This is a genomic window from Veronia pacifica (genome assembly GCF_001707825.1).
Classification (GTDB): Bacteria; Pseudomonadota; Gammaproteobacteria; order Enterobacterales; family Vibrionaceae; genus Veronia; species Veronia pacifica.
In genome coordinates, this window is sequence record NZ_LYBM01000070.1 from 1 (window position 1) to 13,839 (window position 13,839).

A 13,839-nucleotide genomic window follows, 5' to 3' on the forward strand; every position below is an offset into this window, starting at 1 on the left:
CCATTGACCGATAGCATCAGTTCTCATGGCAAGACTGACACTGGTATGAAAGGTATCCGGCAAGCAGGCGTGAGACCGCAGCGAAGTATCCTGATTGCCGTAATTAAAAATCAGTGCATCGCTTGGCAAGGCGTCTCGCAGTGTCTTGAGTGCGGGAGTGTCCATATCGGCCAGAAATAAACGAATACCTTTTTCATATAAGTGTTTTGCCTCACTGACAACCGCCTCTTTGGTGTCGGTGAGATGCGCTGAGAGCGTGTAGCGTTGACCGAGAAATTTCCCGGTGCCGTTGGCATCGTCCACGGCGCGGCTTGCTCCTGCTTCTCCATCGTTATCGGCAGGCCTGAGATAGGCAGGTACTGCACTGGACAATTCGGCAGGCAATCGCAACAGGGCCATTTCAACACTGACTTTGGGCTGCTGTTTTGCGCTGACCATGTCGGGAAAAAACATTGCTAATGCGAGCAGAAAAGCACAGAAAAATTTTTGGGATGATAAGGGGTTATAGAAAACACCAACGGCCATCTCATTCGCTATTTTCACGGCATCTCTTCGGCTTGCTGTTCCCTGCATTGATCCTCCCGGTTAGTCGGTCCGCTCTGAACACCTTACGCCACAGCGAGGGGATTCTGCCATCAGCAGCAGGCCGATTCGGAAGGATTTCATTCTAAAGAAGGATAAAAACCCACGCTTTGGAATAATGTTGGTTGAACAGGCCACCCCATACAATTGCTCAATAACAAATATTTTTTATAAGCAGAGTGAGCGTGGAGCAAGTGATGGATAACTTCATAAACACACCGTGCCGTGAGGCAGGGTATCGACTACTCAAAAGCGGCACCATGGCAATTGCTATGTTCGCTTCTTTGTTATCAGCCTCCCCGGTCCTGGCGCATGGCGACGTTACCCCGCAGACGATAGACACCTCCAGTATTCCCCAGCTTGGGGCTGAGTGGTCTGATACCAACCCATACCGGGAGGTCAAAGGTGATCTAAGAACGGAGATCCTGCGCATCGGATCATCTGCTTATGGCTCCAACTGTGCGCGGTGTCATGGCCTTGAAGGGATATCCGGCGGTATTGCTCCTGACCTGCGCACCCTTGCTCCTGATTATGATGGCGATGAGTGGTATGTGTACCGAGTGAAAAATGGTGCGGTGAGAAATGGCGCTGTGTATATGCCCAAGATGACTGAACACCTCAATCAGGAAGCTCTGTGGGCAATTAGAAGCTGGCTGGAGTCGATTGCAACGGACATCAATTAGGGAGAAGGCCATGACACACTGGCGGCGGATCATCCTGCTGGGATTAACCCTGTTCAGCACGGGTATTGCTGCCCGCAGCTACGACCAGATCATCGAAGATGGCACCATAACGGTTGCTGTTTACCGAGATTTTGCGCCTTATTCCTACAAAGATGCCAACGGAGAGGCTACCGGGTTTGATGTCGAACTGGCCCGGCTGCTTGCCAAAGGCCTTGGGGTGAAGCCTGACATTCACTGGATGACGCCAGACGAGACTGTTGATGACGATATGAGAAATCATCTCTGGAAAGGCAGTAACCTAACCAGTGAAGACGGCAGGCGTATCAAAGCTGATGTGATGATGCGGGTGCCATATGACAGGGCATACAGCACTCAACGCGATGATGTTGGCCTGCCTGCTCATGAAAGGGTACATATGTTTGCTCCCTATCAGCGTGAACGCTGGTTAGTGGCTTACTCCCCCGACAGGGTCAATCAGGTCGATACCGTGGCCCGGCTGCAATATCACCCGGTGGGCGTAGAAGTTGATTCTATTCCACAGTTTTACCTCACCACGGCTTTTGGAGGCCGCTTTCGCAACAAAAGCCACTCCTTTCCCTCTATCGCAGACGCATTTAACGCTATGAGCCGGGGCGAGGTGGACATAGTCATGGGTATGGCATCCCAGCTTCAGTGGCTGCATGCGCAAACCCCCGAAAAAAGCCGCCTGTCGGGGATCCCTTTTCCGATGCTTGGCAAGCCGTTTTGGGAGCTGGGTATGGCTGTCGACAGCCATTACCGTCAGCTTTCCTATGCGCTGGAAGATGCTTTGACTCCCCTTATCGTCAGCGGTGAACTGACAACGCTGGCCGGAAAATACGGTATTGAGTACTTGGTGCCGGAACTCTACGCCGGGCTGATCACGGATGAGTCAGCGCAATAGTTGACAGTCAACCATGCCCTGCTTTCCGACCGACGGAGTAGTACCAAGGAATGAGTGTATTTGGGCCTAATGACGGCTACCTATCTGGGCGACAGGTCATCAAACTGGTTCATATATGGCAGGTATACGCCTGCCTTTTCTGAAAGTAAACGAGCGAGGTAATCTGCTATGTCAGCGATGCCAACAAGGATTTGCGGCATCTTTGCCGCAGTAACATTGGCGATATTATCCCTGCCGATTCAGGCGGGTGTCACGGATGAGGATATCCTGAAAGACCAGAGTACAGTCGACGACATTCTCAGTTACGGGATGGGACTTCGCGGTCAGAGGTACAGCCCACTGGATAAAATTAACAGGAATACGGTCAGTGACATTCGTCCTGTTTGGGGTTTCTCTCTTGGTGGGGAAAAGCAGCGAGGTCAGGAATCCCAGCCAATGATCAAAGATGGTGTGATGTACTTCACCGGTTCCTACTCCCGGGTTTACGCCGTTGACGCCCGGACCGGTGATGAGCTCTGGCAGTACAATGCCCGTCTGCCCGATGGCATTATGCCTTGCTGTGATGTGATTAATCGCGGGGTGGCTCTATATGATGATCTGGTGATTTTTGGCACCCTTGACGCCAAGCTGGTGGCACTGGACAGCAAGACGGGGAAAGTCCGTTGGAAGAAAAAAGTTGAGGACTATCAGGCTGGTTACTCGATAACTGCCGCGCCTATTGTGGTTAAAGGCAAGGTGATCACAGGTGTTTCCGGCGGTGAATTCGGGATTGTTGGTAAGGTCAGAGCTTACGATGCCAAAACCGGAAAACTGGTCTGGGAGCGGCCGACAGTTGAAGGTCACATGGGCTATATCTGGAAAAACGGCAAAAAAACTGAGGCTGGGATCTCCGGCGGAAAGCCGGGGAAAACCTGGCCTGCAGATCTTTGGAAAAGCGGCGGAGCTGCACCTTGGTTAGGGGGCACATATGATCCTGACATGGATCTGCTTTTCTTTGGTACGGGTAACCCGGCCCCGTGGAATTCTCACATGCGACCCGGTGATAACCTTTTCTCGTCATCCCGTCTTGCCATTGATCCGGACGACGGAAAAATTGTCTGGCATTTTCAGACCACACCCAATGATGGCTGGGATTTTGATGGTGTAAACGAGCTGATTGCTTTCGATTATAAAAACAGTGGTAAGACAGTCAAAGCGGCCGCCACCGCCGACCGGAATGGCTTCTTCTACGTGCTTAATCGAGAAAACGGCGCGTTTATCCGCGGTTTCCCTTTTGTTAACAAGATCACCTGGGCATCAGGGCTCGACAGTAAAGGGCGACCTATCTATGTTCCCGAAAACCGTCCCGGTAACCCGACTGCGTCAACAGACGGTAAAAAAGGGAAAACCGTTCTCTCTGCGCCGTCTTTCCTCGGCGGTAAAAACTGGATGCCGATGGCTTACAGCAAAAAATCCGGGTTGTTCTATGTCCCAAGCAACGAGTGGCAAATGGATATCTGGAACGAGCCGGTGGCCTATAAACGCGGTGCCGCTTATCTCGGTGCGGGTTTCACCATCAAAGCACTGAATGATGACTATATTGGTGCTCTCAGGGCATACGATCCGACGACGGGTAAAAAGATCTGGGAGTACAGAAACTATACCCCTCTGTGGGGAGGCGTGATGACCACGGCTGGTGGTCTGGTGTTCACGGGTAATCCTGAAGGTTACCTACTGGCACTGGATGATATGACGGGTGAAGTACTCTACAAGTTCAACACCGGGTCGGGCATTGTCGGTACACCTGTGACCTGGGAGATGGACGGCGAACAGTATATTTCTGTGTTGTCCGGATGGGGTGGGGCAGTCCCTCTCTGGGGAGGCGAAGTAGCAAAAAGGGTGAAAAGCTTCAATCAGGGCGGCATGGTCTGGACCTTTAAATTGCCCAAATCATAACACTGAGGCTGGCTGTGGGAGCATGGTCAGCATCATCTTAGGCGCGTCTTGTGGGTGCCTCTTCCCTATAGGTTGTTATCTCACAACGAGTTTTACCCTCGCCACCTGCTATGGCTTAGACCAGAACATAGCAGGTCTTTTTATTATGGAGTCTGTCTATGACGAGCGAAAAGCACACTCATATTCCTCTCCTCTCTGTCCGGTTGGCCGTTCCCTCTAAGCTGGGTGACAGGCAAGTGCCGACAGGTATTGTTAAAGAAGCAACGGCAGGCCCGGTTGCTGTCACTGAGATGGGGCTGGCGGGTGACTTTCAAGCTGACCGACGACTTCACGGTGGACCAGATAAAGCCATATATCACTTTGCTGCAGAGACCTACGATACGCTAAAACAGGCATTACCCCATCTTACCTCGCGTTTCTCCTCGCCCTGCGTGGGCGAAAATTTTTCGACCTTGGGTATGACTGATGACAGCGTTTACATCGGTGATATCTATCGGGTGGGCAGTGCTGTGTTACAGGTCAGTCAGCCTCGCATGCCATGTTGGAAGCTCAATCAGCATGTGGGGAACGGTCACATGATGGCCCTGTTAATTCAACTCAATCAGACGGGCTGGTACTACCGGGTGATTGAGCCGGGCGATGTCAGTGCGGGCGATGTGTTTGAACAGTTGGACCGAGTGCAGGATGACTTCAGCGTCGCTGATATCTGGCAACACTGGGTTCATCTGCGTGAGCAGAAAAAGCAGGTCGCGTCGCCTATTTCCATTACCGGCTTGTCACCTCAGTGGCGTTTTGACTGGTGAATGTCATTCATATTTTTCTCCTCCTAAAGGATGAGATTTTGTCAACCAAGAGGGGATAGAGGGATTTCACACCGTTGCCATACTGATGTCGAGATCAGTCAGCCAACAGCGGCATACCCGCTGAAAAAGGCCTTGTCTTGTTAAGCGTTCTTATGTCAGACGGCAATAAGTACGCAGGTTGCGAAAGGAAAAAGTCATAAGACATTCGCCAATAACCCTATGAGGTGTAACATGATTTACGCAAAACCCGGCACGGACGGCGCTGTCGTCAACTTTAAAGAACGTTATGGCAACTATATTGGTGGCGACTGGGTAGCTCCGGTCAAAGGACAATACTTCACGGATACATCTCCTTGTACTGGTGATGCAATTGCAGATATTCCCCGTTCAACGGCTGAAGATATCGAATTAGCCCTTGATGCGGCTCATAAGGCAAAAGACGCTTGGGGCGCGACCTCAGTGACAGAGCGTTCAAACATACTGTTGAAAATCGCGGACAGAATTGAAGCTAACGCTGAATATCTTGCTGTCGCCGAGACCTGGGAAAACGGTAAAGCGGTGCGTGAAACGCTAGCAGCAGACATCCCATTATGTGTGGATCATTTCCGTTATTTCGCAGGTTGTATCCGCGCGCAAGAGGGTAGCATTGGTGAGATTGATGGCAATACTGTCGCTTACCACATTCATGAGCCTCTGGGAGTGGTTGGCCAAATCATCCCGTGGAACTTCCCACTGCTGATGGCAGCATGGAAGTTGGCACCTGCACTTGCTGCAGGTAACTGCATTGTCCTCAAGCCTGCTGAGCAGACACCGACGACCATATTGCTACTGATGGAGATCATTGGTGACCTTATCCCACCGGGTGTGCTGAACGTTGTGAATGGTATGGGACCTGAGGCAGGCCAGGCTCTTGCCACATCAAACCGTATTGCCAAGCTTGCGTTTACAGGCTCAACCGCGATTGGTAACCATGTGCTTCGCTGCGCGGCTGATAACCTTATCCCTTCTACTGTTGAGCTCGGTGGTAAATCACCGAATATCTTCTTTGAAGATGTGATGCAGCAAGAGGATGCCTTTATCAGCAAGGCTGTTGAAGGAACCGTGCTCGCCTTCTTCAATCAGGGGGAGGTCTGTACCTGTCCTTCACGGGTACTGGTGCAGGAAAGTATTTACGATGAATTCATTGCCCGCGTGGTGGAAAGGGCCAAACAGATCAAACATGGCAACCCATTGGACACCGAAACACAGGTAGGTGCACAGGCATCCGATGAGCAGTTCGATAAGATAATGGGTTACTTAGATATCGGAAAAGCTGAGGGCGCTCAGGTGCTCACTGGTGGTCAGTCCGCAGACTTTGGCGGCGGCTACTATGTACAGCCCACCATACTCAAAGGCGAAAACAGCATGAGGGTCTTTCAGGAGGAGATCTTTGGGCCGGTGATTGGGGTAACGACCTTCCGTGATGAAGCAGAGGCCATCGCCATTGCCAATGATACCGAATACGGTTTGGGTGCCGGCGTCTGGACCCGAGACAGCAATCGTGCATACCGCGTGGGCCGTGCTATTCAGGCCGGACGTGTCTGGACCAACTGCTACCATCTGTATCCTGCGCATGCGGCTTTTGGTGGTTATAAAAAGTCTGGCATCGGACGTGAAACCCACAAAATGATGCTGGAGCATTATCAGCAAACCAAAAACCTGCTGGTCAGCTACGACATCAATCCGCTCGGTTTCTTCTAAATCTTCATCTTTTGGCGGAGTCTTTACTCCGCCTGTTTCTGCGACTGACACTGGATGTTGATATGCTTTGCAGAAGATGGTTCACCCTCCTTTTTTTACTTACTTTTTCTCTGTCAGCACAAGCTAAAAACTGGCTTGAAATAACTGATGAGGTGGCGGCGATCTTTCCTCAGGCAACCCGCATGCTGGCATCAGATGATGATCTTCCCGCACTTGAGATTTATCAGTTGGATCAGAAAATTGGTTATGTCTTTGATACCGACGATCTGACCGATTTCCCCGGTTTTTCTGGAGACACGGTAAACCTCCGAATGGGGCTAAGCATGGATGGAACCATCGCAGGGATTGTGTTGGATAAACACCATGAGCCGATTTTTCTGCATGGTCTCGGCGAAGCGCCACTTATCGATTTCATCAACCAGTATCAGCAACTGGCGATCAAGAACCGGGTAATTGTCGGCAGCCGTCAGGCTCGTCTCGATAATGACGATATTCTCTACGTTGACGGTGTCACTAAAGCCACGGTCTCTGTGATGGTTGTTCATGACACCATGCTTTCTGCCGTCAGGCAGGTTGCCCGGGCACGACTCGACGGTTTCAGCGCAGGATCTGGCGCAACCTTGAATCTGGACAAATTTCAGCCTGTCCCGGCAGAGAATCTGCAGACAGAGGGACTGATATCCCGTTGGGTGCTCAGCCATCAGGCGGTTGCCGAGTCACTGGCTCTGGAGATCGACCCTATCTATGCCCTTAACGATCAGGCCGAGCAGTTTATGACCATGACGGTGGCGATGCTCAATGCCCCGAGTATTGGTAGAAATATTCTTGGAGATAAAGAATTCTCTCGCTTGCAGCAAAAACTGAAACCCGGTGATATTGCCCTTCTGGTGGGCTCTGATGAGGGGTATCAGGTGGTGGGAGAAGACTTTGTCCCCGGCACCAGTCCCACCCGTCTGTCGCTGAGTCAGCAAGGTATTGATCTTGCACTCCGTGATAGTGATTTTTACCATTTTTACCCACCGTCATTTCGGGAGGGGATCGCGCCATTTGAGATGGTTAAAGTCTTCATTTTCTCAGCGCGAGGCGGCTTTGATCCCGCGCTGCCATTGGATCTTACTCTTAACCTGCACATTGCCAAAAATCATCTGGAGTCAGAAACCTATACCCTGACACACAGTTTTTCCTTACCTGAATCTGTGATCATTCAGCGGTCTTTGCTGCCTCAAGAGGAAACACCTTTACCCTTATGGCAGCGAATCTGGCAACAACGATATATTGAACTCGTGATCCTGTCTTTATACCTGTTGATGCTTGTGGTCGCCTTTACTTTCCAGCGTCGTCTTGCCGGATCCTTTGGTGCAAAACTGCCCGAGATCAGGCTGCTGGCGATGACATTTGTGATCCTGTTTATCGGCTTTTATGCGCAGGGGCAGTTGTCTGTCGTCAATATTTATACACTGCTGCTGTCCATATGGAATGGATTCGAAGTTACCGTTTTTTTACTGGATCCCATGCTGTTCGTACTGTGGAGTTTCGTGTTTGTCAGCCTGTTTTTGTGGGGCCGAGGCATGTTCTGTGGCTGGCTGTGTCCCTTTGGGGCGATGCAGGAGCTGGTGGCAAGAGCGGCAGAGCGACTGCGACTCCGGCAATGGCAGGTGAGTGAAAAGGCTGACAAGCTGTTGTTAGGGTCGAAATACCTAATCTTGATAACACTGACAGCCATCGCATTTTTCGATTTGTCGCTGGCCGAGACGTTATCCGAGGTGGAGCCGTTTAAAACCGCAGTCACTTTGGTGTTTGATCGCTCGTGGCCGTTTGTTATTTACGCGGTTTTACTCTTGCTGCTGAGTAGCCGGGTTCACAAGGCATATTGTCGCTACCTGTGTCCGTTGGGGGCAGGGTTGGCGGTATTGGGACGCTTCAGGTTGTTCAGCTGGTTAGATCGCCGTAAAGAATGTGGCACCAGTTGCCGCCTTTGCGAGAAGCGGTGTGGGATTGGCGCAATCAATCGCGATGGCAGCATAGATTACAACGAATGTATCCAGTGTTTTGACTGTCTGGCGATCATAAAAAGTGATAACCGCTGCGTGGCAGACAAGTACGCCCGAAGACAGCGCCGCCCATCGGCTCGGCAAAAGTCTCTTGATATTACAACGGTATCTTGAACGTCCTTACTCAGAGGAGTAAGCCGCCACAAAGAGGAAATAAATCATTATAAAGTAGGATTTCTGACTATGGAGGTAGTGAGTAACCTACATATTGAGAGGCTCATCGCTGTGGGCTTCAAGGACGGGGAATAAGGAGAAAAGTTATGTGGAAAAAGCCTACGTACACTGAGTTGAGGCTGGGTTTCGAAGTCACTTTGTACATCAGTAACCGATAGAAATTTGAGAGGAAGCGGGAGCGTTTACACGGTCTGCTTTCACTGTTCGGGTCCTGAGGCAAACGAGGGGCCCGAGTTGTTTTCAGGGATAACGTTTTTGTCGGCCAGCATGTTTGCAAATCACAGCTGAGACCCTAGCTGGAACCAAAGCCAATACAGGTATCAGCACAAACAAGACTGCGCCCGTTATCGTTTGAGGGCCTCAATACAGTAAATACTAGGGGGTGACATGGAGGTTGTTGTTCTTGGGTCAGCCGCAGGAGGGGGATTCCCGCAGTGGAATTGCCACTGTCGCATGTGTCGCTCGGTGCGTGAAGGAACCAGTCGGGCCCAGCCGAGAACCCAGTCATCTATTGCTGTGAGTGACAATGGCGAGCGTTGGGTCGTGATCAATGCTTCCCCGGATATCCGCCAGCAGATCAATGCTTCCCCGCAACTTTGCAACGCCGATGGCCTAAGAGGCTCAGCAATAAGTGCTGTGATTGTTACTGATGCTCAGATTGATCACACCACAGGGCTACTGATCTTAAGAGAAGGCCTGCCACTGGATCTTTATTGTACTGCACGTGTCGAGCAGGAGCTCACGTCCAGTTACCCGATCCTCACCATGATGAGTCACTGGCACTCTGGCTACAGAATTCACAGCATCGATCCCTTGGGTGACAGCTGGCAGATCCCTTCTGTGCCCGGGCTGAGATTTGAGCCAGTGTTACTTGAGTCTAACGCCCCCCCTTTTTCAGCTAACCGGAATAAGCCCATGCCCGGTGACACCATAGGTTTGAAGATCACAGATACCTTCAGCGGTAATTACCTGCTGTATGCGCCAGGCTTGGCGAAACCAGCCCCGGAGGTGGTCTCTGCGCTCAGCGATGCCAGCTGCGTGATGATGGACGGCACCCTTTGGACAGACGATGAGATGATCCTTGCGGGACTTGGTGATCAACGTGGTAGTGATATGGGCCATCTGTCGGTGTCAGGTGAGCAAGGGATGTTGGCTCTGCTGGCTGACTTCGAAAAGCCGCGCAAGGTCTTAATTCATATCAACAATACCAATCCCATTCTCGACCCTGACAGTGAGGAATATCAGGCTGTTGCGGCGCAGGGGGTTGAAGTGGCATTTGACGGTATGACTCTGACAGTGTGAGGAAAAAGGGATGACGGCAGCCATGGATCGAGACACATTCAGACAGGCTCTCTTAGACAAGGGACGCTACTACCATATTCATCACCCTTTTCACAAAGCCATGTATCAGGGGCAGTGTTCCCGACGCCAGATCCGCGCATGGATCGCCAACCGTTTTTATTATCAGACATCAATCCCCATAAAGGATGCCGCGATCCTCGCTAACTGTCGCGATCCATCAATCCGCCGTGAATGGGTACAGCGCATTCTTGATCATGACGGCCATGCCAGCCTTGAGGTGAAATGGGGAGGGATTGAAGCCTGGCTAAGACTTGCTGAAGCAGCGGGACTGGAGCGGGAGGAAGTGCTTGATGAGAGATGGGTACTGCCCGGGGTGCGCTTTGCCGTCGATGCCTATGTGAACTTTGCCCGTCGGGCGAGCTGGCAGGAGGCTGCCTGTTCATCCTTGACTGAGCTGTTTGCCCCCGAGATTCACCAGAGTCGTCTTTCTTCATGGCCTCAGCACTACCCTTGGATTGAGCAGAAAGGGCTGACGTATTTCCAACAGCGACTGGGGCAGGCCCGGCGTGATGTTGAGCAGGGACTGGCTATTACTCTCGACCATTTCACGACTGCCGAGCAACAACGTCAGGCGTTGAACATTCTTCAGTTCAAGCTGGATATTCTCTGGAGTCTGCTGGATGCCATAAGTATGGCGTATGAATTTGAGCGTCCGCCTTATGCGGGATTGGATGAACAGGCCCACCCATGGCACAGAGGATTGGATCATTAGTGGTTCCCGGATGGGCGGGTAGCAGTCAATTTGTTCCACAACGTTGAGGACGAAACAATGCAGCAAGAGGTTCATAAGTTTCGGCTTAATCCCATTTACAGGATGCAGTTCGAAAAGGCGCAGCAATGTTACGTGCTGCTATACCCCGAGGGCATGGTGCAGCTCAGTGAAAGTGCGGCAGAAATTCTCAAACAGTTTGAATCTCCCCGTTCGTTGGACGATGTGATCAGCAGGCTGGAGGGTATGTTCCCGGGAGAAGAATTGGCGTCTGATGTCAGAGAGTTTGTGGAGGTAGCGTTTGCTAAAAAATGGATCGAGCAACATTAAGCCTCCTCTTTGGTTGCTGCTAGAGGTCACTTACCAGTGTCCTCTCCACTGCCCTTATTGTTCCAATCCGGTCGATCTGGGGAGTGCATCTAACGAGCTGACAACAGAACAGTGGTTTCGGGTATTGGATCAGGCCCGTGAGATGGGTGCTGTGCAACTGGGTTTATCAGGGGGTGAGCCTCTGATGCGAAAAGATCTAGAGCAGATCATCCGTCATGCTCATGACATTGGTTTCTACACCAATCTCATCACCTCAGCGCTGGGCATGACAGAAAAGCGGATCAATCGGCTCAAGGCGGCGGGTCTGGATCATATCCAGATAAGTTTCCAGTCGGCAGACCCTGATTTAAACGATGCCATTGCGGGTAAGCGCAATGCGTTCGAACATAAAAAAGCCATGTTCATGTGTGTGAAAGAAAGCGGTTTTCCCATGGTGATGAATGTGGTGATCAGTCGTCAGAATATTGAGCAGATTGATGCCATTATGGCACTTGCTGTCGAGCTGGATGCGGATTTTGTTGAGCTGGCCACCTCTCAGTATTACGGCTGGGCATATCATAATCGCGAAGCACTGATGCCTTCAAAGGCACAACTCGAAACGGCAGAAGCCAGTGTGAACAGGATGCGTGAGCAGCTCAACGGCAGCAGCCCACAGTTTCTCTTTGTCACGCCCGATTATTATGAAACCCGGCCCAAGCCTTGTATGAGCGGCTGGGGAAACATCTTCATCAATATCGCCCCAGACGGTACAGCATTACCCTGTCATAGCGCAGCGATGACAGGTATCCCTTTTCCCAATGTGAAAGACACGGACCTTCGCGATATCTGGTATCACTCTGATGGTTTTAACTGCTTCCGTGGTTATGACTGGATGCCAGAGCCTTGTCGAAGTTGTGATGAAAAAGACAAGGACTATGGCGGGTGCCGTTGTCAGGCTATGTTGCTGACTGGAGATCCAGCCAATGCTGACCCGGTGTGCAGCAAGTCTCCTTATCATCACAAGATTGAGAAGGCGGTGGCGCAGGCTCAATGCAGCCATAACAGTGAAATGATGGCCCGGACGGTGAAAAACAGTCAGTTGATCTTATCAGTCAAACCCTGACGATAAAGTGAATGAGCCTTACAGTGAGTGCGTCGATGGATATGAGGTATACAGAACAGTGAGGTGACGGGTGAAGAAAAAAGTCACATCGCAAAAGGTGTTAAAAGCCGAAGAGGCAAAGACACAGTGGATCTGCCATTCAGACTCTGGGATCCGGCACTGGCATCAGGCTGAAGTCGCGGGCTATGCGGCAGCTCTGGTCTTTTTCACGCCATCCGATGATGACAGCGGCGTTGCCCATGCGTTGGAGCATATGGTGTTGCGTGGCTGTGAGGCATTTCCTGAATCCCGCCATTTTTTCAATCTCAGGTGCCGACTCAACCTCGATGAGTTTAATGCCACCACCCAGCCCGAGACGACCCGTTTCCATTTATCTGGTGACAATCTGGACGCCGCGATTGAGGGACTTCATTTCTTCGTTGAATCAGGCTTGTCGCCCCTGCTTGATCAAACCGCTTTTGCCGGTGAGGTTTGGCATACTGACATTGATGGCAAGACGAGAGGTGCTTTGTATCAGGAAATGTGTGGCTATGCCGCGCAGCCGACCTTTGCAGACGCTGTTTCTCTCGTCTGTGATTGTCATTGCCGTCCTGCCTTGTATGGCGGGATGCCGGATACTATCCCGCAACTTACCTTAAATCATCTTCGTCATTATCACCGTCGTTTCTATCGGCCAGATAACGTCTTGTTACTGACCCGGGGTGACTGGCCTCTTGACGATATTGGAAAGCTCCTCAGTCGGGCAGTAACGCGTTGGCAGAGAAGGACAGACAGCGAAAAATATAGGGATGTGCCAGAACCCATTTTTCACTATAGGCCAAAGAGACGACAGGTGATTGATGTGCCGACATCACCTGTTTGGGCTGCAATTTTGGCAACTGAATTAACACGTGACCATCATCAGATTCAATTAAGGCAACGGCAGTTACAACTTCAGGCCGTCACTTCTGATTTTCTCTGCTGGCCCCGGCTCCGATTCTCTTACTGTGATAAAAACGAACAGAACTGCCATGAGAAAAATAATCATGAGGAAGAAAATAATGAGAAAGAAAATAATGAGAAGGAAAACATAGCGGTCGTGGCTCTTCAGCCTTGGCTGGAGGGTATCGCAAGACGTATTCCGGTTCGTCGACAGCAGTGGCAGTGGCGCTACTTTGCGATGCAACAGGGGAGCCTAGTAGCAAGACGATGGGGTGACAGTCTGCAACGATTGTATCAGTGCGCTGCGAGAGACCCAGATATCCCAAATGTACTCCGTAGCACGACTATCAATCTTGCCCCTCTGTGCCGCGATACCACGCCTGCCAAACATGGAGAGTTTCTCGCTGACTGTCCTGCTATCACCCGTCTAGCCATTATTTGCAGAGTGCCTGATCGTTATCATAACCAGTCGGTGGCTGCGTGGCTGGTGCATTGTCAGCAAGCAACGCTGAGGTGGACATGGTT

12 protein-coding genes and 1 pseudogene are annotated in these 13,839 nt (G+C 51.2%); 12 read left to right on the forward strand and 1 reads right to left on the reverse strand.

The genetic code is table 11. The features are described from left to right. Positions 1-573: pseudogene (locus A8L45_RS22255) on the reverse strand (hypothetical protein); the annotation flags it as partial. Between the two features lie 269 nt (positions 574-842). Here A8L45_RS22255 and pedF point away from each other — a divergent pair. The 12 genes from pedF to A8L45_RS22310 all read left to right on the forward strand — a co-directional run. Continuing rightward, positions 843-1,265 (forward strand): cytochrome c-550 PedF, encoded by a 423-nt coding sequence (pedF, locus tag A8L45_RS22260; protein ID WP_068905558.1) that lies wholly within the window; start codon positions 843-845, stop codon positions 1,263-1,265. 10 nt (positions 1,266-1,275) lie between these two features. Further along, entirely contained in the window at positions 1,276-2,187 is a 912-nt protein-coding gene (locus A8L45_RS22265) for a substrate-binding periplasmic protein (RefSeq protein ID WP_068905549.1), read from the forward strand. Positions 2,188-2,364: 177 nt separating this feature from the next. Beyond that, complete coding sequence (locus tag A8L45_RS22270) at positions 2,365-4,122, forward strand: PQQ-dependent methanol/ethanol family dehydrogenase (RefSeq protein WP_390335489.1); 1,758 nt, start codon at positions 2,365-2,367, stop codon at positions 4,120-4,122. Between the two features lie 158 nt (positions 4,123-4,280). After that, positions 4,281-4,925 (forward strand): MOSC domain-containing protein, encoded by a 645-nt coding sequence (locus tag A8L45_RS22275; RefSeq protein WP_068905551.1) that lies wholly within the window; start codon positions 4,281-4,283, stop codon positions 4,923-4,925. Between the two features lie 231 nt (positions 4,926-5,156). Further along, the gene (gene exaC, locus A8L45_RS22280) at positions 5,157-6,665 is read left to right on the forward strand and encodes an acetaldehyde dehydrogenase ExaC (protein ID WP_068905552.1); all 1,509 of its coding nucleotides are present in this window, start codon (positions 5,157-5,159) and stop codon (positions 6,663-6,665) included. 62 nt (positions 6,666-6,727) lie between these two features. Continuing rightward, complete coding sequence (locus A8L45_RS22285) at positions 6,728-8,830, forward strand: 4Fe-4S binding protein (protein ID WP_068905553.1); 2,103 nt, start codon at positions 6,728-6,730, stop codon at positions 8,828-8,830. A 146-nt stretch (positions 8,831-8,976) separates the two neighbouring features. After that, complete coding sequence (gene pqqA, locus A8L45_RS24030; RefSeq protein WP_083228492.1) at positions 8,977-9,048, forward strand: pyrroloquinoline quinone precursor peptide PqqA; 72 nt, start codon at positions 8,977-8,979, stop codon at positions 9,046-9,048. 229 nt (positions 9,049-9,277) lie between these two features. After that, on the forward strand, positions 9,278-10,192 hold the full coding sequence (gene pqqB / locus A8L45_RS22290; protein WP_068905554.1) for a pyrroloquinoline quinone biosynthesis protein PqqB: 915 nt from the start codon (positions 9,278-9,280) through the stop codon (positions 10,190-10,192). 10 nt (positions 10,193-10,202) lie between these two features. Next, positions 10,203-10,964 (forward strand): pyrroloquinoline-quinone synthase PqqC, encoded by a 762-nt coding sequence (pqqC, locus tag A8L45_RS22295; protein WP_068905555.1) that lies wholly within the window; start codon positions 10,203-10,205, stop codon positions 10,962-10,964. 57 nt (positions 10,965-11,021) lie between these two features. After that, the gene (pqqD, locus tag A8L45_RS22300; RefSeq protein ID WP_068905556.1) at positions 11,022-11,291 is read left to right on the forward strand and encodes a pyrroloquinoline quinone biosynthesis peptide chaperone PqqD; all 270 of its coding nucleotides are present in this window, start codon (positions 11,022-11,024) and stop codon (positions 11,289-11,291) included. Further along, positions 11,263-12,393 carry a pyrroloquinoline quinone biosynthesis protein PqqE gene (gene pqqE, locus A8L45_RS22305; protein ID WP_068905557.1) on the forward strand — a complete coding sequence of 377 codons (1,131 nt, stop codon included), beginning with the start codon at positions 11,263-11,265 and terminating at the stop codon, positions 12,391-12,393. The genes pqqD and pqqE overlap by 29 nt, the downstream gene beginning before the upstream one ends. Before the next feature lie 70 nt (positions 12,394-12,463). Beyond that, positions 12,464-13,839: insulinase family protein (locus tag A8L45_RS22310; protein ID WP_175402065.1), on the forward strand; the 1,376-nt coding region annotated here is incomplete at its 3' end.

Coding starts and splice junctions, on each gene's coding strand:
- pedF (WP_068905558.1), top strand. CDS start 843: ATGGCAATTGCTATGTTCGCTTCTTTGTTATCAGCCTCCCCGGTCCTG.
- A8L45_RS22265 (WP_068905549.1), top strand. CDS start 1,276: ATGACACACTGGCGGCGGATCATCCTGCTGGGATTAACCCTGTTCAGC.
- A8L45_RS22270 (WP_390335489.1), top strand. CDS start 2,365: ATGCCAACAAGGATTTGCGGCATCTTTGCCGCAGTAACATTGGCGATA.
- A8L45_RS22275 (WP_068905551.1), top strand. CDS start 4,281: ATGACGAGCGAAAAGCACACTCATATTCCTCTCCTCTCTGTCCGGTTG.
- exaC (WP_068905552.1), top strand. CDS start 5,157: ATGATTTACGCAAAACCCGGCACGGACGGCGCTGTCGTCAACTTTAAA.
- A8L45_RS22285 (WP_068905553.1), top strand. CDS start 6,728: ATGCTTTGCAGAAGATGGTTCACCCTCCTTTTTTTACTTACTTTTTCT.
- pqqB (WP_068905554.1), top strand. CDS start 9,278: ATGGAGGTTGTTGTTCTTGGGTCAGCCGCAGGAGGGGGATTCCCGCAG.
- pqqC (WP_068905555.1), top strand. CDS start 10,203: ATGACGGCAGCCATGGATCGAGACACATTCAGACAGGCTCTCTTAGAC.
- pqqD (WP_068905556.1), top strand. CDS start 11,022: ATGCAGCAAGAGGTTCATAAGTTTCGGCTTAATCCCATTTACAGGATG.